The organism is Chryseobacterium metallicongregator, assembly GCF_031324065.1.
In the GTDB taxonomy this organism is placed as follows: Bacteria; Bacteroidota; Bacteroidia; order Flavobacteriales; family Weeksellaceae; genus Chryseobacterium; species Chryseobacterium metallicongregator.
This window is the reverse complement of sequence record NZ_JAVIXS010000015.1, coordinates 36,303-62,585: the sequence shown is the minus strand read 5'-3', so window position 1 is coordinate 62,585 and position 26,283 is coordinate 36,303. Positions and strand designations below refer to the sequence as shown.

Annotated in this window: 21 protein-coding genes; 1 reads left to right on the top strand and 20 read right to left on the bottom strand. The window is 35.8% G+C overall.

Going from position 1 to position 26,283, the window contains the following annotated elements:
- Positions 1-106: 106 nt before the first annotated feature.
- The 9 genes from ligD to REB14_RS15630 form a co-directional block, all read right to left on the bottom strand.
- Positions 107-2,653: a DNA ligase D gene (ligD, locus tag REB14_RS15670; protein ID WP_309522614.1), complete on the bottom strand. Its 2,547-nt coding sequence runs from the start codon at positions 2,651-2,653 to the stop codon at positions 107-109.
- 48 nt (positions 2,654-2,701) lie between these two features.
- Positions 2,702-3,481 (bottom strand): non-homologous end joining protein Ku, encoded by a 780-nt coding sequence (gene ku / locus REB14_RS15665; RefSeq protein ID WP_309522613.1) that lies wholly within the window; start codon positions 3,479-3,481, stop codon positions 2,702-2,704.
- Between the two features lie 106 nt (positions 3,482-3,587).
- Positions 3,588-4,202 (bottom strand): hypothetical protein, encoded by a 615-nt coding sequence (locus REB14_RS15660; RefSeq protein WP_309522612.1) that lies wholly within the window; start codon positions 4,200-4,202, stop codon positions 3,588-3,590.
- A 164-nt stretch (positions 4,203-4,366) separates the two neighbouring features.
- Positions 4,367-4,954, bottom strand: a complete 588-nt coding sequence (locus REB14_RS15655; protein WP_309522611.1) for a ferritin-like domain-containing protein — start codon at positions 4,952-4,954, stop codon at positions 4,367-4,369.
- 72 nt (positions 4,955-5,026) lie between these two features.
- A complete protein-coding gene (locus tag REB14_RS15650) occupies positions 5,027-5,671 on the bottom strand; it encodes a KGG domain-containing protein (protein WP_309522610.1) in 645 nt (214 codons plus the stop codon).
- Between the two features lie 468 nt (positions 5,672-6,139).
- Complete coding sequence (locus REB14_RS15645) at positions 6,140-6,736, bottom strand: Crp/Fnr family transcriptional regulator (RefSeq protein WP_309522609.1); 597 nt, start codon at positions 6,734-6,736, stop codon at positions 6,140-6,142.
- 694 nt (positions 6,737-7,430) lie between these two features.
- The gene (locus tag REB14_RS15640) at positions 7,431-8,294 is read right to left on the bottom strand and encodes an SDR family oxidoreductase (protein WP_309522608.1); all 864 of its coding nucleotides are present in this window, start codon (positions 8,292-8,294) and stop codon (positions 7,431-7,433) included.
- Between the two features lie 417 nt (positions 8,295-8,711).
- Positions 8,712-9,356, bottom strand: coding sequence for a response regulator (locus REB14_RS15635; protein ID WP_309522607.1), 645 nt, complete (start codon positions 9,354-9,356; stop codon positions 8,712-8,714).
- Entirely contained in the window at positions 9,356-10,090 is a 735-nt protein-coding gene (locus tag REB14_RS15630) for a sensor histidine kinase (RefSeq protein ID WP_309522606.1), read from the bottom strand. Before REB14_RS15630 ends, REB14_RS15635 begins: the two co-directional genes overlap by 1 nt.
- A gap of 208 nt (positions 10,091-10,298) precedes the next feature.
- On the opposite strand from REB14_RS15630, the gene REB14_RS15625 reads away from it, so the two are divergent.
- A complete protein-coding gene (locus tag REB14_RS15625; protein WP_309522605.1) occupies positions 10,299-10,427 on the top strand; it encodes a hypothetical protein in 129 nt (42 codons plus the stop codon).
- A 405-nt stretch (positions 10,428-10,832) separates the two neighbouring features.
- Here the strand turns inward: REB14_RS15625 and REB14_RS15620 are convergent, their stop codons facing one another.
- The 11 genes from REB14_RS15620 to REB14_RS15570 all read right to left on the bottom strand — a co-directional run bounded on the left by REB14_RS15620 (position 10,833) and on the right by REB14_RS15570 (position 26,228).
- Positions 10,833-12,266 carry a hypothetical protein gene (locus REB14_RS15620; protein WP_309522604.1) on the bottom strand — a complete coding sequence of 478 codons (1,434 nt, stop codon included), beginning with the start codon at positions 12,264-12,266 and terminating at the stop codon, positions 10,833-10,835.
- Between the two features lie 10 nt (positions 12,267-12,276).
- Positions 12,277-15,081: a COG1470 family protein gene (locus REB14_RS15615; RefSeq protein WP_309522603.1), complete on the bottom strand. Its 2,805-nt coding sequence runs from the start codon at positions 15,079-15,081 to the stop codon at positions 12,277-12,279.
- Between the two features lie 9 nt (positions 15,082-15,090).
- A complete protein-coding gene (locus REB14_RS15610) occupies positions 15,091-15,891 on the bottom strand; it encodes a fimbrial biogenesis chaperone (protein WP_238594266.1) in 801 nt (266 codons plus the stop codon).
- An 80-nt stretch (positions 15,892-15,971) separates the two neighbouring features.
- Positions 15,972-16,517, bottom strand: a complete 546-nt coding sequence (locus REB14_RS15605) for a peptidoglycan-binding protein LysM (RefSeq protein ID WP_309522602.1) — start codon at positions 16,515-16,517, stop codon at positions 15,972-15,974.
- Positions 16,518-16,735: 218 nt separating this feature from the next.
- Positions 16,736-17,281 (bottom strand): peptidoglycan-binding protein LysM, encoded by a 546-nt coding sequence (locus REB14_RS15600; RefSeq protein WP_079242269.1) that lies wholly within the window; start codon positions 17,279-17,281, stop codon positions 16,736-16,738.
- 338 nt (positions 17,282-17,619) lie between these two features.
- A complete protein-coding gene (locus tag REB14_RS15595) occupies positions 17,620-18,165 on the bottom strand; it encodes a peptidoglycan-binding protein LysM (protein ID WP_079242269.1) in 546 nt (181 codons plus the stop codon).
- A gap of 204 nt (positions 18,166-18,369) precedes the next feature.
- The gene (locus REB14_RS15590; RefSeq protein WP_309522601.1) at positions 18,370-18,912 is read right to left on the bottom strand and encodes a peptidoglycan-binding protein LysM; all 543 of its coding nucleotides are present in this window, start codon (positions 18,910-18,912) and stop codon (positions 18,370-18,372) included.
- Positions 18,913-19,074: 162 nt separating this feature from the next.
- Entirely contained in the window at positions 19,075-19,485 is a 411-nt protein-coding gene (locus tag REB14_RS15585; protein ID WP_145953258.1) for a hypothetical protein, read from the bottom strand.
- Positions 19,486-19,858: 373 nt separating this feature from the next.
- Positions 19,859-24,352 (bottom strand): hypothetical protein, encoded by a 4,494-nt coding sequence (locus REB14_RS15580; protein ID WP_309522600.1) that lies wholly within the window; start codon positions 24,350-24,352, stop codon positions 19,859-19,861.
- Complete coding sequence (locus tag REB14_RS15575) at positions 24,352-25,371, bottom strand: hypothetical protein (protein ID WP_309522599.1); 1,020 nt, start codon at positions 25,369-25,371, stop codon at positions 24,352-24,354. The genes REB14_RS15580 and REB14_RS15575 overlap by 1 nt, the downstream gene beginning before the upstream one ends.
- Positions 25,372-25,385: 14 nt before the next feature.
- The gene (locus REB14_RS15570) at positions 25,386-26,228 is read right to left on the bottom strand and encodes a hypothetical protein (protein WP_309522598.1); all 843 of its coding nucleotides are present in this window, start codon (positions 26,226-26,228) and stop codon (positions 25,386-25,388) included.
- Positions 26,229-26,283: the final 55 nt, after the last annotated feature.

Below are 26,283 nucleotides of genomic sequence, written 5' to 3'. Positions count from 1 at the left end.
TTAAAATACATTTTATTGATAAAAGGCAAATGAAAACAGCACTATTTGTTAACTTATTAGTTTATGCGTTTAGAAATACTCTTATCTGTTAAACCTTTCATAATCGTTATATATTTCCTAATCTATTTATAGCTTTTAAAAGATCAATTCCTTTTCCTAAAATCGATTTGAAGAGATCTCCCTTTTCCTGTAAGCGTTCTGCCATATTATGGATTGTAAAATTGGTAGGATGAAGACCTTTTTTCACTTCATTCCATTCTAATGGTGTAGAAACAGGGGCTCCGGGTTTTGGACGTACGCTATATACACTTGCCAATGTCTGTGCTCGTCTGTTCTGTAAATAATCCAGATAAATTTTATTTTTATCTCTTTTTTGGAGACTCCTTTCCAGTGTAGTAAGTTCCGGAAGTTCCTGATGAACCAATTGCATAAGCACATGTCCAAAATCTTTCACCTGATCATACGTATACTTCGCTCCCATAGGAATATATACATGAATACCAGAACTTCCTGATGTTTTCGGATAGCCTATAATACCTGCTTTATCCAGAACTTCTTTAACAGCCAATGCTGTTTCTATCACATCTTCAAATGTATTTTTTTCTGAAGGATCAAGATCAAGCACCAAATAATCGGGAAAATCTACCTTCGGTGTATGACTTGTCCAGATATTCAGTTCAATACACCCCAAATTATTCAGATATGCCAAGGTTTCCTTATCATTACAAATGATATAATTGATGTATTTATCATTACTTTCAGAGAATATTTTTTGCAAAGTCACCCAACCCGGTGTATGTTCATCAGCATCTTTCTGATAAAAGCTCAACCCTTCGATCCCATTCGGAAAACGGTTGAGTGATTGTGGACGGTTTTTCAAATGAGGTAAAATAAATTTAGAAATACTCTGATAATACTCTATAATGTCACCTTTTGTAATTCCGTCCGCGGGAAAATACAGTTTATTCTGATTGGTAAGTGTGACCTGCTGTTTTCCGATTTTCTTGACTATATCTGTGGTAGTTGTTTTTTTTGATGTTGCTTTAGCTTTCATTTCAGGCTGTTTTTGAGGTGAATTCGTATCAAATTTTACATCCGTATCATCAATATCTTCTCTTAGTCTTAAAAAAACCGGATGCCGGTAGATATGGTCTTTTGTAAGTTCTGTATATTTTATCTCAGCTACCAATTCAGGTTTAAGCCATGTTGCTTTGGAATTGGTTTTGGGAGTTATTTTAAATGCTGATTCCTTCACTACCAGAGGTTGTAATTTCTGGTGAATCTCTTTAAGACTTTGCTCTGTAAATCCTGTCCCTGTATGTCCACAAAATATGAGCTCCCCATTCAGATATTTCCCTAAAATAAGTGATCCGAAATGTTTTCTTGCTCCTTTCGGAGCAGTGAAACCACAGATTACTGCTTCATCACTTTGATGGATCTTTATTTTCAGCCATTCGGAGCTTCTGATGTTTTCTTTGTATTCACTGTCTGCTTTTTTGGCTATAATTCCTTCCAATCCCATATTTTCGGCAGCCTGAAAGAAATCTTTTCCGTTTTGAAGAATATGATCATGATACTTGATAATGTCATTTTCAATTAAAGCTTCTTTCAGCAGTTCTTTTCGCTGTAAATAAGAAAGGTTTTCTGTGGAATGTCCGTTCAGCCATAGTAAATCGAATACCTGATAGATGAGGACCAGGTCTGTATTTTGTTCTGCAATTCTCTGCAGCCATTGGAAATTAGGTTTTCCTTTATCATCATATGCAACGACTTCACCGTCCAGAACCATTTCGTGGTTCTGAATTTTGAGTGCATCGGAAACTTTTCTAAATGATTTTGAAAAATCCAGTCCGTTTCTGGAATACAACCGGATTTCACCATCTCTTATATCGGCAATCGCTCTATATCCATCCCACTTTATTTCAAAAGCCCAATCTTTGTTATCAAACGGTTTTTCGCTTGTTTTACAGAGCATGGGTCTGATAAAATCGGGAAGTTTTTTTTCTCCGGAAAGTGCCGACGCATAATTTTTGTAATGTTTTAAGCTTTCGGCGGTATTATTTTTTTTTTTACTGCTTTTCTCCTGAAGGTAAGCTGTAACTTTAGAGTTTTTTGGGGTTTGCTCTTCAGCATCATAGTCTTCTGCAACAGCATAGCGGTCTTTATGTTTGATAAGAAGCCATGCATTTTCCTCTGTTGAATTTTTAATTTTCACCAAAGCAAACTCACCTTTCAGTTTTTTACCATGCAAAATAAACTTAAGGGATTGCTTATGCAGTTCCGAACGCATAACCAGATCATCACTTTTTCCATCTATTTTTTCCAAAGGTTCATAGGTTCCTTCGTCCCAGATTTCAACTTCACCGGCACCATAATTTCCTTTGGGAATGCTTCCTTCAAATGTGCGGTATTCATAAGGATGATCTTCTACCATCATCGCCAGTCTTTTATCAGAAGGATTAAGGGAAGGTCCTTTCGGAACTGCCCAGCTTTTAAGAACACCCTCCATTTCAAGTCGAAAATCATAATGCAGACGTGTTGCTGCGTGACGCTGAATCACAAATCTCAGTTTTGCTGTACTTTCCTTTTCTTTGCCTTCCGGTTCGGAAGTTACCTTAAAATCTCTCTTTTTATGATATTCTTCTAATGGCATTTTACAAAAATTTAAAGTTAAACGAAAAATGATTATCTGATTAAAGTCTTATCCTGCTTTTCTTTTTCCTGACTCAAGGCTGGCCTTCAGCATTGCCATAAGGTCAGTCGCTTTTCCCGCAGGCTCTTTTGTTTCCTTAACTTTTGCTCTTTTACCTTTTGCTTTCTGCTTTATAATTTTCAAAAGATCTTCATTATATGTATCTCTGTACTTCGAAGGATCGAAAGTCTCTGCTAAAGATTTAATTAATGTTTCTGCCATTTTGAGTTCCTCAGCTTTCGGTGCTTTTCCTGAAGGTATTTTCAGATCTTCATACGTTCTCATTTCTTCCGGATACCTCATCCTGTTTACCATAAGAATTTCATCTTGATAAGGGCGGATCATGCACAGAATTTCCCTTTCTCTTAAAATAAAAGAGCCTATCCCCGCCATTTTTGTTTTCATTAAGGCTTTCAACAATAATTTGTAGGCTGCTTCTCCATTTTTTTGAGGTTCTAAAAAATAGGGGGTTTCGAAAAGTGCAGGATCCACTTCTTCTTCTTTTACAAACTGTAAAATACTGAGAATTTTTGATTTCTCAGGACTTACCGCCTGAAAATCCTCATCTTCTAATACAATGTATTTATCTTCTATTTTATAGCCCTTTACGATATTTTCCCATGCTACTTCTTTGTTAGTATTTTCATTTACCCTTTTGTATTTGATATTGCTGAGATCTTTTTTATCCAGCATATCCAGATCTAATGTACTCGATTCACTGGCCGAGTACAACTTGATCGGTATATTTACCAATCCAAAACCTATTGCTCCATTCCAGATTGCTCTCATATTTTTTGTTTTAAACTGTTAGAGTACAAAACCTTTTCCAAATTAATGTAAATGCTATTTATTTAGATGTATTTATAAGTTATTTAACACCTTTATTTTCAAACAGTTAGAAATTCAGCAAACCATTTACCAGTGTTTTCCACTCAATTTTTGAAACACCGATCATTCCCCCCGCTGCGATCAAGAGGTTTCTGGCTTTGTCTAAAAACTCAGCGTCCATATTAGGTAATTCATTTCGTCCATATATTCCTACCTGAATAAAGTCTCTTCCTTTAAAAATTCCAAATGTAGAGGTAGCTTGATCAGAATAAAAATGTAATATGTGTTCCGATGTTTTATCCTGAGGATTTTTTGAAGGTCTGCAAGTCATCATCACAAAATCAAGACAAATACCATGGGTCTGCTCTTCAAACAGATCCACAATTTCAACCCAGTCGAAACCCTTGGCTTCTACGGCTCCCGGACCCGGAATATCTATCCTGATATAATCACCAATCAAAGGGTATCTATTAATCATTTTACCCTCTGAATCAAAAAGTTTAAAATCTGCAAACCCTTCGCCACAGTACCTTTTCCAATTGTTGATCAACATGAATCTTTCTCTAAGTGTATTGAAAACTTCCTCAACACGCTCAGGGGCAATATCGTTTTTCTTAGATTCTGTATCGTGGTATCCCCCTTTCTTCTGAATGGGAACTCCGAAAATTTCTTTAGGTTTCATAGGTATCATTATTAATTTTCGCTGTGAGGCATATCAACAGGCATGGGAGACTTTTACAAAATCTTTGTGTTTCAGTGTTTCTATAATTTGTTGACAGTCCATATATTTTGATTTCAAGATTAAAATAAGCCATATAGAACAAGCTACATGGCTTATTGCATAGTTTAGTCTTCTTGTTCTGCATCGAAATTAATGGATGTCTCCGCGATATCTGTAAGATACGAATCCGTATCTTCCTCTTCCTGTAATGTTCTTTCAAGAAGATCCGCAGCTTTATCATGTCCCATGGTTATGGCTAGCTGTGCCAGCCCGCCATAAGTGGCAATTTCGTAATGTTCTACTTTCTGTGCAGCAATAATTAATGCTACATCTCTTGTTGCTGAGCCATCTTCTGTTGATTTGATGACTTCTTCGCCTTCTTCGATGATTCCTTTAATAGCCTTGCATTCTTTTTTTTCAGGCTTTTCGTCAATGAGCTGGAATACCTTTTCCAGTCTTTTAACGTGTTTTTGAGTCTGAAGATGATGATCTTCAAACGCATCCTTTAGTTCTTCTGTTGTAGCAGCTTCCTGCATCTTTTCAAGCGCTCCTAGAATTGCATTTTCTGCATAGTAAATATCTTTAAGAGCACTTACAAAGAACTTATGCAGAGGAGAACTTTTCATTTCATCCTTGTTGACTGTTTCTTTATCTGCCGTACCTTTCTTGGTAGCAGGAACTGCACTGTCAGTTTCTAATATTTTATTGGGCATTGTGTGAATGGTGTTTGTTATTAAAGGATTACCTCTTTATATATTACTAAAGAGGCAATCCTGGAAAAAGAATTATGAATTACGTCTGCCACCGAATCCGGAACGACCTGAAGATCTTCCGCCTCCGTGGGATGCCTGTCCGCCCATTCTGGCAATTCTGGTGCGATCTGCCTTGCTCATCGCTGCAAAACCTCTTTTGGAACTGCCGGAACCCGAACTACGGCCCGAACTACTGTTACTATTATTTCCTGATCTTGAGTTAGAACCCTGTCTTCCTGAGTTAGATTCAGAAACGGAAGATCTTACTCCTGATCTCGAACGTGAACCAGAACTGGACCGGTTACGGGAATTACCATTTGAATTCCTGCCATTTGCGTCTCCTCTACCAGAAGTAAATCTTCCCTGGCTGTCCCTCTGTTGATTTCCGTTGTTGCCTCTGTAAGTTCTGCTGTTATTGCCTCTTTGGTTATAATTATCATCGTCATCATCATCGTCGTAGTTATTATCATAATCATCATCTTCATCATAATCCTCGTCATAGTCATCATTTTCATTATCAAAATAATTTTCATATTCTGAAAAATCGTCATCATAATCTTCTTCTCTGGTTGCATCATTATAACCATGATCATATCCTAATTGATATACTTCTTCAAGATTTTCCGGTGAATGCGAACGTCTTCTTGAACTGCTGTTTCTTGAATTTCTAGTGTTCATAACTGAATTTTTATATTAATATTTAGTGATGGGTATTGCAGTCCGTGACTAGTATTAGACGGCAACAGTTAAGTGTTGGTAATGTTAAATGAGAGATAAAAAGCAAATGCTTTTTTTGCGTGCCTTTTACTAAGGGCTTTAGAATTTTGCTGAAGATCTATATCAAATATACGACAGAATAACTCACTTTTTTATGACTTGGGTCATGTTACTGAACATTAAGATGCTGTTTTGAAGAACATCCTGCTTTTGCATTTTTTAGTGTAAGTGGATAAAAACATTAATGACGGTCTTCAATACGACATTGTATAATATAGGCTACTGAGCGTTGTAGTTTATATAGGGGTCTTGTGATGCCAGAATCTACTTCATTTTTAAATTGTAAAAATTTCTTATAAGAAGCAGCTACTTAACTCCAGCGAATCGGTTTAAAATTTTAAAATAAAGTTTCCTTGTTTTGAAAAAGCTTTAATACATAATTTTACGATTTTCTATTTTCAACATCATGGCTCTTTCCATTCCTTTGATAGTTCTTATGGTAGTTTCTACGCAAAGTCCAGTCAATCCTGCCATTTGTTGTCTTGTAAGAGGAACCCTAAATGAATATTGCTGTTGATTTATTGCAAAACTTTTCAGATAATCCATGAGCGCAACAAGTTTCAAAATAGGACTTTGTGTTGAAAGATTTTGATTCATAATCAGTTTAAAATAAAGCCTTTGTGACAGGCATTTATTCATTTCATAAGAAATTTCTGCATCTACTCTCAATAAATTAAGAAATGCCTTTCTAGAAAGTTTTACTACTTCACATTCAGTGATCGCTATCGCGTTCATAGGATAAGGCTTTTCCATAAACAATAAAGACTCTCCAATACTCTGGCCATCTTCTATGATGATCTGTATGGTTTCCTTTCCATCTTCATTGTAATTATTCAGTTTTGCTTCTCCTTTAATAATCTGGTAATAAAATGCAGGCCAAGCTCCTTCTGAAAAGATAGTTTCTCCCGCAGAATACATTATACTATTTGCTCCCATTGAATACAACAGATTTTCTTTAATAACCATAATCATTTTTTTTAATGTTTTCTAAAATTCAGTAGAATATTACCGGGAACTTAAAATTATGAGAGCAAATATTAAACCTTCATCCTGTTAATTAAAGTTAAATCCTTAAAAGAGAAAAATATAAAAAGCATAATATCTTTAGTCAATCATCCAATAAACCATATCAAAACACTAAAATTACCCAATCGATAATAGTGATAACATGTATATAAAATTAAAGTCAAGACTTGTCTAAAAAGCTCAAAATAATCCAGCAATATTTTATGAACTACTTTTACTTTTTACGAATCACAGAATTTTGTGTGGAAACTGTGGTGTCTGGAGAAAGTGTATCCGAACTACCAAGGTATCTTTTTTTATTGCGAATTAAGAGTGATAATGGTATCTTGTATAGATGTACTCTTATATTCTGATTCTTTTTTACAACTCAGCAACATATCCAAAAGTATAGCAGAGGACAACATAACAATTTCATAATATTAAATTTCGTGGCGTCAATTACAAATTTAATTCATTATTTTTCATTTATCCTATGATTCAAATCACAAAAACACCCTTAAAAATAAATATTTACAAATACACAAATTGTTAATTTTGAAAATTTAATATTTGATTCTTATTAAAATATCAATTTTTAGCTTAGTGAATAAAGCTAACTAGTGATATATCCTATTCCTAAATCATCCTTACTAATTTAGCCATTTACAATTTCTCCACCATTAGGATGTAGCACCTGGCCACTGATAAAACGAGAATCATCACACGCTAAAAACAAAAAACAAGGTGCAATTTCGTTGGGCATTCCTGCTCGTTTCATAGGTGAGTCGCTTCCGAACTCAGAGTTTTTTTTTGGTTTAAATGAGGACGTAATTAATGGAGTCCAAACCGGTCCCGGTGCCACAGCATTTACCCTTATTCCTTTTGCAATAAGGTTTGCAGATAAACTTCGGGTGAAGGATATAATTGCTCCTTTGGTTGCGGAATAGTCGATCAGTTTGGGACTTCCTCTGTAAGCGGTAACAGAAGAAGTATTTATAATACTTGCTCCTTTTTTAAGATATGGCATTGCATATTTTGTAACCCAGAAATAGGAGAAGAAATTATTTTGAAAAGTCGTTAGCAGTTGTTCTGTAGTAATTTTTTCAATAGAATCAACTTCCCAATGAAGGCCTGCATTGTTGACAATGATATCAATTTTTCCATGAATTTTGATACTGGTTTGAATCACTTTTTTGCAATGGTTTTCTTTCCCTAAATTCCCTTTTATCAGGGTACATGTTCTTGAAAGTGCTTCAACTTCTTTTTGGGTCTGTTTGGCATCTTTTGTTTCACTTAAATAAGCAATAATAATATCAGCTCCTTCTTTTGCAAATAATAAAGCTACCGCCTTTCCTATTCCACTGTCTCCTCCAGTAATTAATGCTACCTTATTTTTTAATTTACCTTCTTTTGGATATTTCAATGGCGCTGTCTCCGGAATCGGGTTCATATTTGTTTCAGATCCCGGTCGGTTTTGTTTCTGTAAGGGACGAATCTTTTTTTTAGCTGCTTTTTCCATTTTGTTTTTTTTTAAAGAGCTACAAATAATATGCTATTTTTCAATAATAATATCACACCAAGCTCTAACTCATAAATAGAGCTATTCTTTATATAAAACTGAAAATAGGAATGTGAACAGAGAGAAACAAAATTTTAAAAACTACTCATAATAAATTTACAGGACATAACAGTATTTTGGAGAAATTCATCATCCCTTGAAAACGTGACTAAATTTATATCCATCCAATAATTACAAATTGTTACTCAAGACAAAGATGAGCCATATTACGAAAAAGTTCAATATCAAAAATACTCATCAACGACTCCGATAAACTCCAATTTCAGATACCAATTGATGCATGATCATGTTTATCTGACCGTCACTCTGTACAATGGAACAGAGATTGATTCACAATCAGATTTTTGTGATGAATGTTTACTGATTATACAGCCTGAGAATCTCTACCAATTCGGGTATGGATCGTATTTTCAACTTCTCAAACAACCTGATTTTGTATGTACTGATCGTTGATGAATGGAGGTTCAGCTGATTAGAAATTTCTTTGAGGGGAAGACCTTCTGCAAGTTTATTGGCAATTTGCAATTCGCGGTCTGATAATGCTTCAAAGGGAGAGCTTTTGGCTGTGCCATTTAATGATTCTAAAAAAATCGCTTCTTTTATATTTTCACTGATATACCGACCCTTACTGAGCATCGCTGTTAAAGCAGTCTCAATTACTTCAGTGGAGCTTAACTTGCTTAGATAGCCACCAGCACCCATTTTCAGATAACGCATTCCATACAGTTCTTCATCCTGCGAAGAAAATATTAGAATTTTTAATACAGGTTGGTGAATTTTTATGTAATCTATTGCTTCCTGAACAGTACCATTAGGCATATTAACGTCCATAATGGCCAGATCAAATTCTTCTTTCAGAATTAATTTGTACAGCGATTTATAATCCTCTACTTCTGAAACGATGGCATCGGGTCTGAATCGTTTGATTGTTTGTATCAAACCCATCCGGACGATACCATGATCATCTGCTACAACAATGCGAATGTTTGCTTTTAAACCCATTATTCTATAAATTTACGTAAAAAAAGAGAAACCGTAGTACCTTTATTTTCAGCGGAAATAATTTGGATGTTTCCATTAAGCAAGGATATAAAATTTTTTACAATTTTCAAACTTAATCCTACTCCTTTCTCGCCTGCAGTTCCCAGAAATATAGGATTACCATAAGTGTAGATCCCAGGTAAATACTTTTCATTGATTCCTGTTCCGGAATCAATTATAGAAAGTACAACCTGACCACCTTCCGTAATTACTTGTAAATAAACATCTTGACCTGGCAATGAATATTTAATGGCGTTGTTGAAAATTTTGTCCAAAACATATTCGAGTAACATCCGATCGCTTGTAAGAAATGCATTATGATCTCCTTTAAAATAAAAATTAATGTTTTTTTCTTTCAATTTAGCAGCATATTTTTCTTCTAAATCGTGAAAAAGATCCATCACCATGATTTTAACGGGTTTAATCTTAAATTCCCCGTATTGTGTTTTTAGCCATGCAATGCTGTCCTGAATAGTTTGCAGATTCTTCTGGGCATCTCGTTTTACCTGCGGCAACAATTTAAAAAAATCTTCCTCACTTAGAGTATTTTGCTCCAGCTCTTCTGTAAGCCACAGAAAGGTTCCAAACAGTTCTTTTGAGTCATGAGACAAAATCGAGATCAATCCGTTCTTGAAATTGATTTCGTTTTCCAGTCTTTCGATTTTTAATTGAAGTTCGTTGATAAAATCATTCATAAATTAAGTATCACGGTTTTAGAAGCTTTTTGATTTTTTTGAAAGAAGGCAGAAAGAGTTATATTGCTTAAATGCAACTAAAAACATATAGTTCAGACCTTTCTTCCAGAAGGTAGCAAGTTAAAAAAAATATCATATTAGTTAAAAAAAAATCAAATGGGATTTACCTGAAATAATACAGGTCCTGTTTTATTTCACAAAAATGACTATGTCAGATTCCAGGAGAATTTTGACTCTGGCAGGCTGTTTACCGGTATTATCGAAAATAGAAAAAAGATGGAATATGGAACACTATCAACAGATTACTGATCGCAAACAGCTGAATGATGCAAGATAAAAAATGGCAGCCTGAAGTGGCAATAATTAATAGCCAGACTACCAAAATACATCTGCAGGTATTGATAATATAGGAGCTTGATGAAGGAAAAATCATCAAAGGAAGAAAACGTATCTATGGAGATACTTCAGGAAATCTTTTGGGAAGTTTTGTGTTTTCCGCCAATTGTATGGTGAAACTACAGCCATAAAATGCTGTAACAAAATGCTGCATTCAGAAAACGAATTATTGGAAAGTATACAGCTTATTTATTCCGATGGAGGAATTTTTCATCAGCAAATAAAAGCAAAAATGGTAATCTTAGCAGCCAATCACCCATTTTTTGGATGCAGTTACTTTATCAATATTATGTTTCTCCGGCAATTGATTATTGTCCATAAGGAGAAGTCATTTCAAAAAGTATTGTTAAATTGCCGTAAAGCTATAGTAAACATTGATAGAATAAGTGGTGTTTTCCTTTCCTACCAAACTTTGGGCACCCGCAGGTGATATGGTGTATCTTACGTTCAATCCACGGTCCAAAACCGGTGCTCCGTTAAAGAGTATTTTTTGAGGAGTTTTGGATAAGGGAACATTTACAGAACTCCCATCGATGCCAATTTGTAAAATATTTGAATTGATGCTGGTCTGCAGACCGCCTTTCTTGAAATAATTTTCGTCCGATTTTACATAGAGCTCAAAATTTTCATTATTGGACAACGTGATTTGGTTGGGAATGATTTGTGACTGACCGTCGGTGTAATGGGCAGCAGTATTAAAATTGAAGTTTACATTGCGTCCGGAACTTGGGATGGTGATCTCCGACAGAGGAAGCACCTTTAACTGTACAGCCGTATTTTGCAAACTGTTAATTGAGTTATCTGTACTGCTGGCATTGAAGTTCAAATCAAATGTATAAGTTCCGGCTTCAAAAAAAAAGTTTTTAAAATCTTCCGCAGACACATAAAGTTGCGGAATGAAGTTGTTTCTGTTTCCTGCTACAACACTGAAATTAGCAGGAGAAAAATTCTGAAAATCGGAAGATAATGCTTTGGTCGTAAGTGAAGATCCGTTACTACCCAATTTAATGCTTGCTATATTTCTGGTTCCCGGAACACCTTTAGAGGACGTAAACTGAACATTTGAGGCAGCAGCTTTCGCCCAAAAATTAAAATCAACCGTATTTGCTATTTCCGTATTCCCCAGATCCCACACCCTCGTGCTTGTACTGCGGTAGTCATTCAAAGAAGAGATTTCTATATATTTTGTTAAAGAGTTTGCAACCCATTTTATAGCCGAAGGGATGACTAAAATTGTTTTAAAATTACGTGGTGTGAAGTCATTATAATTCTGAGTTATATCCATGGAGTAATTCCCTGCCCGAAAGGCATTGGCACTAAATTGTGAGGCAGGAATTTTAAATGTAAAATTGATATTTCCCCGGTTGAATCCTCCCCCTAGATTGATGGATGGCGGTTCAAACCATCTTATAGCACTTGTACTGAACGACTGAAAACCTGGCAAATAACCTGAAAATCCGGTAGATGGCATCTGCCCGCCCATACTTTCCAACTGCCACAGAAGTGCGGAACCGGGTAAAGTAAGTGAGGAAGAAGAATGAGTAAAATTTGGCCCGGAAACAGAGGTAAATGTAGGAGCTGTTGGGAGTAATCCCAAAAAGGCATAGTCCCAGTTGGTTCTGTTGGCGTTCGTCATTACCCTTGTAGGTACTGAGGTAAATTCGCTCCTGTTAAAAATATTATTTTCAGGAACTGACAGGTAAACATCCTGAGCTTTTGTGGCTGTAGATCCGCACAACACGGTAAAAATTCCTATTAGAAAAGACCTCATCTTTTTCATACTTTTAAATTTAAAACTTTTTCACCTTAATGGTGGTGTCTTTCTTCTTATATTCAAAAACCACTGTTTTTGAGTACCCTTCTTTTGTCACTTGAATAGTTTGGGTAGGTTGTGTATAGCTATATTTGTCATTTTCAATATAGAGAGTGTATTTTCCATCTTTCAGGAAAAACTCAAACTCATTTTTTTGATTAACCACGGCAGTATAGATCATACCCTCTTCACTTTTTGCATATACCACTATTCCGGTTACATCCGTTTCCAAAACATCGTAGGCTTGTCTGATCTCTGTTAATTTCCCACTTACCCTGATGTTTTTTACCAAGCCTACTTTACGATTAATATTGGCATGCACCATAATGACAGGATCCATCATCAATCGGGCACCTGCACTTTCGTTCATTTTCAGTGTGTAAGTACCTTCAGGCACATTCTGAAAAACTACTTTTCCATTCTTATCTGTTATCGCTACATAATTTTCCAGTTTTACAATTTCATTAGCAAGTACCGATTCACCAGATTCCAGAAGTCCATTAAAATTTTTATCTTCAAAGAACTGGAAAGCCACTTTATAATTTCCGAGAGCTGTTGCTGTAGTAAAATATTTTTTAATCCCCACTCTGAACTGGTAATAACTTCCACTGGTTGCATATTCAGCCGTAGATTTATAACCGGAAAGATTAAAATACCCTGTGGTGGACCAGGAAGGCGAAATCTTATACTCCAGATTACCGGTGATATTACTGTTTAAATTTTTATAAAGTTCCGAATAGAAGGTCCCGGCTGAAAAAGATCCAGTCAGATTATGATTAAACATCTGGAAATTATACGAGGCGTAAACATTATAGTTGGCGAAATTACGGTTTCCATCATAATAAGAATTTAAATCAAAGACACTCATTGCGTTCCATTGAGCTGTTCCGTTGAGAGAGAATGATTTATATCTGTAAGATAAAGTCGTTTTCAAACTGTTGAACCATTCTGGATTATCATTCTCTTTTGAATAAGAATATTCCGCTGTCAGGTTCAATCCGTGAGCACCTAATGTTGTACTGATGTTGGCTTCCAACCGGTAAGAAAAAAGTTCCTGCGATGTATAAAAATTAGCTGTTTTTTGTTTTTCAACCTTTGGATAAAGTAGGAAATTCCACTTCTTTAAAGAAAACTGATACCCTAGTCCCAAAGCTTCTGTACTGTTAAAATAATAACGTAAATTAGAGGTATTCCCTGGTTGGATGGGTTCACTCTGGAAACTCAGGAACTCGGGTTCTACCTGCGAATTCTGATATTGGATAAAAGCGCGCTGAGCAGCAGAAAATTGACGGCCAATCCTCTGATTTGAGAAAAAAGATCCCCGTTTGATCCCTGCATAACTTTTGGTGGCAAAAGAATTGAAAGATTGTATATCCCATTTCCCTATTTTCCCCTCGTAATTGGCTCCCATTGAAGCTCCTGTATTTTCGTCTTTATTCGAAAGACCTTTTTCGTTGCTCAGGCCCAACTCCGTGCGGATGACATGTTTTTCGTTGATTAACAATGATGTTACTGCGTTAGCTACCTGTGTATCTACATTAAAGCGCGGATCATGATCGAATATATAGGATACTTTTCCATTGAAAGATTTAGCATTTCCAAAAGCGTATTTTGCACCCGCCATGGTAGATCCTTCTGTTTGCTGGAAATAAGTACCGTACAGATTATAATTACTTTCCAGTGCAAGAACTTCAATCTGATTATTGTTACCAAATTTGGTAGAAACTTTCCCACCTCTTCCGAAAACCGGGTAGTCGTAATCGCTGCTATTAACATTTCCCAAGCGTAAAACCGTATTTTTTCTCTCCAGTTCCAGCCAGGTATCATACACGTTATAAAGGCCGTCTTCAAAATAGTAATCTGCACCGATATTGAAGCGTGATTTTAAATTCTCACTCACCCGGAATGCTGTATTTCCCCTCAATTGAAGAAAATTGAAACCTGAACTGTTTTCATTATAGCTCATTTCTGCAAAATTACTTCCGCTTACCGCTTCGTTTCCACGGGCAATTTGTCTGTTGTGCGATAAAATAACTAAGTAGATCGTGTTGCTTCCCACAATTTTATTATCAAGCAGATCTGTGACGATTGCATTAATATTAAATTCCGGATAAAGTGTATTCTGTTTTCTGACTGCGATTTTGATCTCAACCGTTTGTTTTTCTAAACCTTCCAAAGATAAGGTTTGCTGTTTGGGCAAAATTTCCAAACCATCAGGAATTGACTGCAAATCAATCTTAACGGTGCGTTTACTATACCCCTGGTTTTCTACAGTCAGCAGAATTGAGGATTGGGGCAAAGCAGGGTTAATGAAATTTTCGTAGGTCGCTGTATAAATCGCGATGTTTTTGTTCTCGCCTTTAGCGACAAAGAATGAGGCACTTTCAGTTCTGGTGACCGTTGGAGTGGCATACGAAACCTGGAATTGGACCGCATTGGATCTCAGTTTCATAAAATCCACGTTGGCGATCAGTTTCACAGGAAGATTTTTAGACTGACCAGCGCCCAAGGTGAAGTCATTTTTGGGATAGAAAAGCAATCCCGGATATTGTTCCTGAGGGATGATATTCTGAATTGTAATCTCTTCAGAACTTTTATTCTCAATGACCAGGAAATTAGTAAAAGTAGAACCCTTCTCAACAGTTACACTGTCATTTTCAAAATGGATTTGTATATCCTTCTTTTCCTGTGCAAAGGCCCACGAAAAGTGCAGAAGAACAAATACAAAAAATAAGATTGTTCTTCTTAGTACTGATATTGATATTCCATTCTGTGGTTTCAAAGCGTAATTTTAAAATTTAAAGTTTTTTTCTCCTACACGTAAATCATTGGATTCTGCCATTTTGACGATAACCACGCCAAGGAAGTTCCCTGAAATGTTCTCTGGTAAAGAAAACTGAACAACCTGATTGGTATCCGGAAACATGGAGATGGAAATTGCGGGTAATTTTATTTCTTTACCACTGTCTGTATTGGTAAGTTCAAACTCAACGGTAGCATCATTGATAGTGTTTCCATCATTATGGATGCTTACTGCAACTTTTCTATTCACCGCATTTTCATTGCTCACTTCTGAAATATTGGTGATATCCAAACTTTTTACATGGTTTCCCGGTGGAGTGTAAAAGATGTGAAGTCCCACCTCAAATAAAGTGATAATACCAATACCATTCTGAATACGTGCCTTATCTGCCTGCTGAGGAAGCTGGGTAAAAAACAGCATGCTGTTTGTAACGACAGACTGTGATGCGTTTGCCGGAATCTGCATGGTTACTACAATCTCCTTTGTACTTTTGGCAGGAACTGTTACAGTGTTTTCTAAGGTAGACACCCAAGAGGCATTGGAAGTTTTTGAACTGCCTGCTTCAAGATAAACCTTATTTCCGTCTTCTTCTCTAACCCAATCTTTATAGTTGAGATTAAAAACATACTCCTTATCCGAGCTGTTTTGAAGCGTGACTGTCTTTGTTACTTTTTCTCCTGGATTACCTGTGAAAAACAAGCGTGTAGGTGACATAGAGATACTTTGTGCCAGAAGTGAAGAAGACCCTGTAAGGATAAAGAAAATGAAAAGATGAATAAACTTGTGCATGGTGTAAATAGTTTAATAATAAAGATTCTCAAAACTACTGAAAACGTAGCAAAATAAGCCTTTACAAACTAAAAATTTTATTATAAAGCAGTTGCGGTATAAGTTACTGTTTGCGTATAAGTTCCGGCTGGTTTACCTAAAATATCGGATGAAGATGATTTCGCTGCTGGAATGATGTAGTCCAGATTCAATGTTAATGCACTTCCTAGTGGCGCATTTGCAACTAAGGTTTTTTCTCCTGCAGATAAAACCACATCATTTTTTGTTCCGCCCATCGTTCCGGCTGCTGTAGCTGCTTTAATTGTCAAAACATCTACAGGAATTGAATTTAAACCATTGACGAAATTTGGGCCTCCTGCTTTTACTTTAACATTAAAGTTCTTTGTGGAAGTAACTTTCAAAGCGTTGGCTTTAGTAATGGTCTGATCAGAGTTATAGTCTGCCGCAGTAACATAGTTAAAGGCAACTGTCCCGCCAATGGCAGTACTTCCCGCGTCGATGGAGATTACATCGTTCAGGGTAATATTTACAGCCGTGGTTGCTGTTGTATTTTGAGCTTGAACATTATTAGTTCCTAATATGATGGCTCCAAAAGTTAAGGCTGTGATTACGATTTGTTTTGTCATGGTAGTATTATTTAATTGTTATTCTTGTTTAACTGTTCTCTTTTGAACACTACAAATCTACAGCGGTGATAAAAGTTTCTTTGTAGTGGAAGACGGAAGTGCATGTAGTAAAATAACTACAGAATTACTCCTTGGGTTTAAATAGAAAAACCCTCAGCACTTTCCAGGTACTGAGGGCATGTATATTGATGTGTTTTTTTATATTGATGTGTTTTTTATTATAAAGCTGTCGCAGTGTAAGTTACTGTTTGCGTATAAGTTCCGGCTGGTTTACCTAAAATATCAGAAGATGAGGATTTTGCTGCTGGAATAGTGTAATCCAGATTCAATGTTAAGGCACTTCCAAGAGGAGCATTGGTAACTAAATTCTGATCCGTTGCAGATAAAACTACAGTATTTTTTGTTCCGCCCATTGTTCCGGCAGCTGTAGCTGCTTTAATTGTCAAAACATTGACAGGGATTAGGTTCGTTCCATTCATAAAATTAGCACCTCCTGCTTTTACTTTAACATTAAAGTTCTTCGTGGAAGTAACTTTYAAAGAGTTGGCTTTAGTAATGGTCTGATCAGAGTTGTAATCTGCTGCAGTAACGTAGTTAAAGTCAACTGTATTACCAATGGCAGTACTTCCTGCGTCAATGGAGATTACGTCGTTCAGAGTAATGTTTACCGTTGTGGTTGCAGTTGTATTTTGAGCTTGAACATTGTTAGTTCCTAATATGATCGCTCCAAAAGTTAAGGCTGTGATTACGATTTGTTTTTTCATGATGGTAATATTTTATTGTTATTTTTTACTTAATTGTTATCTTTTGTATACTGCAAATTTATAGTGGTGCTAAAAGTTTCTTTGTAGTGGAAAAAGGAAGTTCACGTAGTAAAATCACTACATGGTTTATTCATTTGACTTAAATAGTAAAACCCTCAACACTTAGAAAGTGTTGAGGGCATATATAAATTGCTGTTATTTCTATTATAAAGCTGTCGTAATATAAATTCCCGGATTTTGAGTTTTATCTATAATCGGTACAATACATACAAAATCAAAGGCCTCCTGAGGAAGCCTTCGAAACACCAAATCACAAAATATTAATATGAAAAATTAATTTATAAAGCTGTTGCGGTATAAGTTACTGTTTGTGTATAAGTTCCGGCTGGTTTACCTAAAATATCAGAAGATGAGGATTTTGCTGCTGGAATAGTGTAATCCAGATTCAATGTTAAGGCACTTCCAAGAGGAGCATTGGTAACTAAATTCTGATCCGTTGCAGATAAAACTACAGTATTTTTTGTTCCGCCCATTGTTCCGGCAGCTGTAGCTGCTTTAATTGTCAAAACATTGACAGGAATTAAGTTCGTTCCATTCATAAAATTAGCACCTCCTGCTTTTACTTTAACATTAAAGTTCTTCGTGGAAGTAACTTTTAAAGAGTTGGCTTTAGTAATGGTCTGATCAGAGTTGTAATCTGCTGCAGTAACGTAGTTAAAGTCAACTGTATTACCAATGGCAGTACTTCCTGCGTCAATGGAGATTACGTCGTTCAGAGTAATGTTTACCGTTGTGGTTGCAGTTGTATTTTGAGCTTGAACATTGTTAGTTCCTAATATGATCGCTCCAAAAGTTAAGGCTGTGATTACGATTTGTTTTTTCATGATGGTAATATTTTATTGTTATTTTTTACTTAATTGTTATCTTTTGTATACTGCAAATTTATAGTGGTGCTAAAAGTTTCTTTGTAGTGGAAAAAGGAAGTTCACGTAGTAAAATCACTACAGGATTACTCATTAGGTTTAAATAGAAAAGCCCTCAATACTATGACAGTACTGAGGGCTTTTCTATTTAAAATTGTTATTTACTTACAATGCAGTGGCAGTATAAGTTATTTTTTGTGTATAAGTTCCCTTTGGTTTTCCCAGAAGAACCTTGGATGCATTTTCCGCTGAAATGGAATAGGCAATATTTAAAGACTGTTTGGTTCCTAAACTTGCATTACTCACCAGCACCTGATCACTTGTAGATAAAGTAACCTCATTCAAGGTTCCCACCAAACTTCCGCCCGGTATTGCTTTTACTTGTAATATATCTACAGGAATTAGGTTTGCGCCACTTACAAAGTGTGCACCTTCAGATTTTACTTTTACATCAAAATTTTTAGAAGAAATAATGACTAAACTGTTGGGAACGGTCACATTTTTTGATGAATTATAGTCTTTTGTGCTCCCATAGTTAAAATCTACGGCACCTTCTGAAGCAACAGAGCTAATGTCCATTGCAATAACATCCGATAAAATAATATTTACTGATGTACTCACCTGCTCTGAATTTTGTGCCATAACCTGGTTGGTTCCTAAGGCAATTGCTCCCAGAGACAGCGCAATGATAAAGATTTGCTTTTTCATGATTAATAAATTTAGTGAGGTGTAATAATATTGTCATTCAGAATTCATTATAAATCTAATAACAATATATGACATTACCAAAGTTTTTTCATCATTGATTGAATATTACCACCATATAGTTCACAGATATTCAACCTTATAGCATTAATTCTACGATCTTAGTTAATTATTAAGAAGTATGACTTCTCTTATTTTATGCCTTAATTCTTGACTAAATTTTTTATTATTTTGAGTTGTACTCAAAAGCTGTATCATATTACTGTTTAAACATTCCATTTTAATAATAAAACATAAACATAAATTTAACCAGTAACCTTGGTGGTGATCAATAATATCTTTCAAGATTAGTTCTATAGGAAAAATATCAGGAAGTAATATATTATCTTTATTAATTAACATTTTTAACTGTTGACTCACCGTTTCTGTATTTTCAAAAATTATATAAAAAGGATGACCATGGAAATTATTCATAGTAATATTTGTGGTTTTACCTTCGTAAATTATTTTCCAACAATTACCACAAAAATAACACTCATAATTAATCTCTGATATATATATTATTCTTATCTCCATATTACATGATTAACTTTTAGACCTGTTTTCTGATTTGATTATTCCATCTATATTCAGAATTTTCATCCGTAATTATTGTGTTTCCTTGTCTTCTCAACATTCCTCCCACATAATTCCTTTTTTTATTTAATGAAAGAGCTAACGTTTGGTGGGGGAAACTGCAGCTGCTATACCTTCCCTTTCTACTGCATTTGTATTTCCTCCAGAAATATGCCTAGCAGTAGACTTCCACTTCAAAGTTATAGACTTCTACTTTTTCATCCAAGAAATTAATAAATTCCAACAAAGAAATAATATAAAAATGGCGCCACTTTACAACAAGTGACGCCATCTTATATGAGTTATATATTCCTTATTTTGGAATTTTCAAGTTTTAATACATCTTATTTTCTGCATATTTATAAACTGTCTTTTCATCCCATGCAAATAATTGGATAGAGCTATACGGTGGTATTTTGTATGAATAAGCTGCACTTTTTATGTCAAATCCTTGCGCATGGCTATCACTGGCATTTAATACGAGTATTCTCTGACCCCGGAAACATTTTCCTAATGTAAATTGTTCACCATGAACACATCTGATGACCAGCATTCTATTATCAGAATCATAATATTGAACTCCTGGCTGCTGCTCAATCATGCCATGAGATAATCTCATTCTAGAGTCTTCATTGATAATCTCATCATCAAGATAGGAAAGACTTCCGTCAGGAATAAATAAAGTATTAGGCTTTTCATCTTTTGATTTAAAGTTTTCAGTAGCCTTTACTGAGCCTGAAACAGTTACTTTATCGGCATCATTAGCATCTGTACCTATACCAATGTTATAACTCTTTCTATGGAAATTAATCCCTTCCCAACTCTTATATTTACTTGAATATTTATAATATTCACCTTCCAAAACAGTTAAATAGAACCCATCCTGTTCATTATATATACCAGATTCTCCGCCATTATATTCATCAGCAACCATTAATCCATTACCTGTATGGCTAGTAAATTGCTGGTTTACAATAACACCGTTATTAGACATATAATTCCAGCTATTGATATTATTTTGAGAGAAATCTGCGTCACTCCATAATTTATACCATGCCTTAGACCACTTATCATCAATACCTTTTCTGATTTTAAGCATTGGTATTCCTTCTCCATTTATACCGGTTTGATTGGCAAAAACCAATTGGTATGAAGAATCCCCAGTGGATGCAGAGGTGCCATCCCAAGGAGCGTATGTCATTACACCCGCATAATTTCCAGAGCCTCCAACAGATCCGGCATTAATAAAATCAAATCTAACTCTACGGGAATTGCCATTTGGAGCAACAACTGTATTCGGGTCTCTTGAACCATCTCTTGAAGTAACAAAGTAATTTGTAGCAAAGACTCCGTTTGAATTAGTTAGATTTATCCATTGACCACCTTCCTCCTCAGGTTGAATTGAGAGAGTCTGGCTTGTAAAATTAGATGACACCCAAGATTGAGTAGCCAGAAATACATAACCATCTGTTCTATGATAGATGTACGGTGCACCTGCTGACAAACCACTTGAGAATCCTAATGTTTGAGCATTTTCAGCAGAATTAACTTTAGCATCTGGATTAAAATTATTATTGGTCCAAAGTGCTTCTCCATCTGACAATAAAGGAATATTCCCTTTTTTCGTCATGGTTGTTGTATTAACAGCCTGCCAATATTCTAAATGATTGCTGAATAAAGGAAAATCTATTCTATGATACCATGTATTATTTCCTGCAATATGTAAAGAGTTACCGTAAGTAGTGGGGAATCCGTTACCTGTCGCCCAATCTGTAACACTTAAAGGATAATCGGTTTTTACTGCGGTTGCATCCTGATGGTTTCCTCTTTTCGCTAAGTATTCTGCGGGATTTAAATTATTAGTAGTCCAGGGAATACCCCCTTGAATTTTAACAACACCATTGTCTGAATTTAATAATAAATCACCATCATTTACCGCTCTAACTACAAAATTATCTCCTGTCCCACCCCATGTGGCAGCACCTCCATCAGCTCCAATATAAGCTATATCTTTAGCGCCATCATACTTTTGCCAGGTTAAATAATTCCCTGTTTGTGCAGTACTTTTCCACTTACCTAACATAGCTGGAGTCTCTATATTAAAAGTACCTGTCATAGTATCGCCATCTTTTCTGAGATAGTTTCCTAAGTCTGAAGATGATACAAAGTCTGAGGCTAATCTTTGCCCACCACCTGCTGTTAAGATATAGTTATCATTATACCCAACTTTATTGAAACCTTTTGATGAAACCTGACCGGCATCAGTGAATGTTATACCATTATTTAAATCCCAATCTTCTGCATTATTTGTAGCAGAAGGGGCCAGTATTAAATTGTTATTGGTAGGTTTCTGAATTGACCAGGATTTATATGAACTATTTTTTAGTTTGAAAGGTATTCTGTTATAATAGGATTTAGCTGCAGAGATAATTTCATCTGTATTTCTTGTCTGATACTCACTTGGTTTGAAATTTACATTATCCCAGGCTTTTCTCCATAATGTCCAATTGCCATTATACCCACTTCTATAGACTAATTCTCCTGCGTCTGCATTCGTATCATTATATTTTACCTGCAACTGTGCTGTGGTATCCTGAGCCCCCATGTGCAACATAGGACTATACAAATGCTGAACTCCTCCTCCGTTACTGTTCGCTCTATAAACTCCGGAACTGGAATACCCTCCAAGACTATTGAAGTTATCATTAAGCTGAACTGCTTTTGGAATATAGCTACTGTCTGCAAAATTTGTTAACCAACTTCTCGTAGCGACTACATCAGAAGGTAAAGTAATGATATGGGTAGGATATAAATCAAAGTTAGGTTCTATTGCATGAGACCATCCTACATTCCAGTCAAGATTATAGTTCCCATATTTAACTTCTACTTTAGCGACTTCAAATGAGAAGTATCCATTCCAGAATGTGTTTGATTCTCCTAATAAAATACTAACATATCCATCAGTTCCAATCCCAATCCTTGCGGTAGTGGTAGGAAAATTATCTGTGACTTCCCATATCGCTTTTGAACCATTGGTAACCAGAGTTCCTGATACATATTTGTAGAAAGCAACATTCACTTTTCCTAAGTACTGATTTTCATATCCATAAATATTAATATCAACACTAAACATAGCATGTTCTGTTGAGGCTTGTGGCATTTTAATCGCTAAAATACCTGTGTGCCCTCCATCACCATAATTCCCTTGATAAACTTTATTAAATATCCTTACATTATTCTGGTGTTTACTTATAGATCCCCCGCCATCAAATTCTAAATCCTTTGTCCCAAGATTCACATCTTGTGCTGCGCCATTGTAGGGAACATAATTATTTAGAACTGATGCATTAACAAAAGTTGACGGATCTAAGTTATGGGCATCCCAAACCACTCCATTGACTCCATTTTTATAATGTATAATGTCATTGCCATTAGATTCTATAATCGTATTAATGGTAGGGTTTCCTACATATAATGTAGACGGGCCACTATAATTTAAAACCTGTTTATTACCTGTAGTAAATGAATTAGAATAAATACCTACGCTAGAATAAATCTGACCTGATCTTCCCAGAAAATGAGTAGGCTGATCCGGATCTCCAAAATGGAAACCTATCCCCTCATTCAGGCTATTGGCATTTCCCTGATAATAAGAAAGTCCGTAAGTATCTGCGTTTGCAAATGACCAGATTCTATTCCTTTCGTCTACTTTGTAAAACCTGTTCTGAAAACCTTCATCTGTTTGCACAAAACCTCTTGAATGGATACCATATGCAGGAATAAACTGAGAGTCAGTATAAGCAGAAGAGGCCAATAAACCACCAGATAAAATTGCCTGCGCTCCATTTCCATTGAGTCCGGCTATAGGTCTGTCGGAATCTAATGCCCAATAGCCACCTGTATCCTTCTTCTCCCAAAATGTATTACCAGCAACTAATTCTTCTTTAGTGAGTAAATGTTTAAGATTGATCTGAACCCTTTTTGTACCTCCCGGATCCGGATGATCGGACACTGAAGTAACTCTGTTTTTACCTTGATCTAAGCCTCCATATCCAACCGTTACCTTTACATCAAACCCCTGCCAATAAGATAATTGAGTAAACCAAAAACAAAGTTTACCATTTAAGTTTAAGGCAGTAATCGAATTCCAGTAATGTAATGTAGAATAGCCGCTATGAGAAATAATAGTACCATTATAGATATAGCCCTGAATCTTACAATCTAAAGGCTGATTAGTACCGTACATATTCCCTTTAATCTCTAAAAGAAACTGATCTCCATAGTCTACAGAATAATCTACATCAGTTTCAATGAATGTACCCTGCGGGAAGTTTCTTCCGGAATGATACCAAGAGTCTTCTTTTCCCCGGGAATCATAATCTCCACCGCCTCCCGTAAGGAATCTTCCATTATCTGACCCATCTTTATAATACCCGGCAGATCTTACGTTATCAAAAGCATTGCCATTGATATTCATAAAATGGTAACCGTTTGATCTATACTGCAATGTACCGGCATAAAGGCCTGGCTGATGGAAAGAAATTGCAGGGTAAACTGTATCAGATGTACCATTACCTCTTACTTCTAAAGCAACTGCATTATAAGCATTCCCGGTAGCTCCTGAGAATGTTTTTCTTGCCGATATATCCTGAAAGGTATTAGTGGTTACTAAATTTAAATCAGAAACTATTTCCGCATGGGTTCTTGTGCTAATTTTTTTCGTTACAGAATTCCAAACCATTACAGAACCTGCATCGTTTGGAACACTTTTCACAATTATTTCGCCTTCTACGGCGATATGATTGTTAAAATATTCAGGAGCAATCATTAGTCTAGTCTTGCAGTTAAAGTAATTCTATATTCATTCGGGGTAAGAGGTGCCAAAACATCTATTTGTACGTCATTTTCTGATATAACCGTACAGTTTACATTTATTTTTCTATTATCAGCATTACGATAACAGATATAATCAACATTCACGGTATTCCAGCCATGGGTGATTGGGAAAGAAACGGACGCTCCATCTCCGATATGCCATGTTTGGGATTTAATTTTTGCATCCAAAACAGCTTTCGTAGATTTTGGAGTCATTGCTTTAGTAATATTGACTCCCTCAATAGCTTCAATATCTGTAGCAATCTGGATCACTCCTTTTACCGTATCTGTAGCGTCTACAATATCAGGAATACCTTTTTCTATAATCTGATAATTTTTAGGAATATTGTAAGCATCATCGGTATTGGCAATAAGATGGTCACCCACAGATACAGGTTCATTGCCCACCCATCCATTTGCTGTAATCACCCATACCATTCCTGTTTTAATTACAGCTGCTGTAGCAGGTGATGGCATCGTCATTGAACCTTCAACAGTAGAAGGAGTATAACCTCCCGGCTGATAGATCAGTGCTCCTGTAAGACTTTGTCCTATGAAGTTTTCAACATAAGTCTTAATTTTATAGGATGACCATGTAAAGGTACCTGACTGAATAGCGTCATTCACAACAATAGAAACAATATCTGCATTGGTAAGATTTCGGCCTGCTACTTTAATAACATGCCCTGAACTATTGGTCAGGAGCTGACTTAGCAATAGAAGCCCGCTTGTCTGATTGGTCTGAAATGGATTATTAGTCAGTGGATAATCTGGATGTACATAATTTTCGGCCAAATTAATCCATTCGGTTCCGTTCCATTGATGCAATTGCCCATTATAATCAATTACCCAACCTGCAGGAACATTATCCGTACTGGGAAATGAAGTAAATTGTTGAAAACGGGTACGTTGTAATTCCCCGAAAAAATTATCCTGATTTGCGTTATTACTGATTACTGCGTTGTTATTCATAGTTTTTTATTTTTTTATGGTTTAACTTTTAAAATGAGAATGTTAATCGGATTAGCAAGGTCGCCCAACATCTTAATCTCGATGGTTTGATTGGTTGCATAATCGTCAATATTTATTTTTTTTCCGGTAACACTGTCCCGGGCCTGAATGATTACATTTTCCGTTTGAAGGGTATTGGGAAATACTGCACTTCCGGTAATCTGCACTACTGCACTTTCAGCTGTTTGTGAGATCAGCAAAATCTTATCATAGATCTGCTTATTAAATTCCTGTTGATTTTTCGGGCTGCCTAGCCAACCGTAGTCCAATAACAGCTTTACTTTATCTTCACTTGATTCTCCTATGGGAAGAGCTTTTAAAGCTTCAATATCATCACGGTTTTTTTTAATGAAGTTTACTATTTCCTGAAGTTCATCTAAAGACAGATCATTAGACAATAGTATCTTTCTAATATTTTCTATCTTCAGGGCTAAGTCTTTATCAGCATCTTTCAGTGCATCCACAAAACTATTTACCTGTATTTTCGTGTACGTATTGCCTAATTGATCAGAACTGTCGATGGTAGCAACATTGCTGATTCCGAGTTTGCTTTTCCAGCTGTCAACATGTGCTGCAGTCAGGTTGCTGGCATTCAATAAAGCTAGATATTCCGAATGAGCCTTTGGGTCTTGTAAGTGTTCCTGAAATGCTTCTGCACTGGCAAATAACTGAAAGGTCTCTTCAAATCCTTCAATACTTTTCATAGGGATTAAGTCATCTTTGTGATAAAAAGATAAAAACGTGTCTTTAAACTGGGTTTCTGTTGGAAAATCTCCAGTTTCAAACCAACTGAAAATTGTATGTAATGGTGTACTCATTTGATAATTGATAATTAGTTTTGATAAAATTGATAATTGGGAAAGGCTTAAAGAT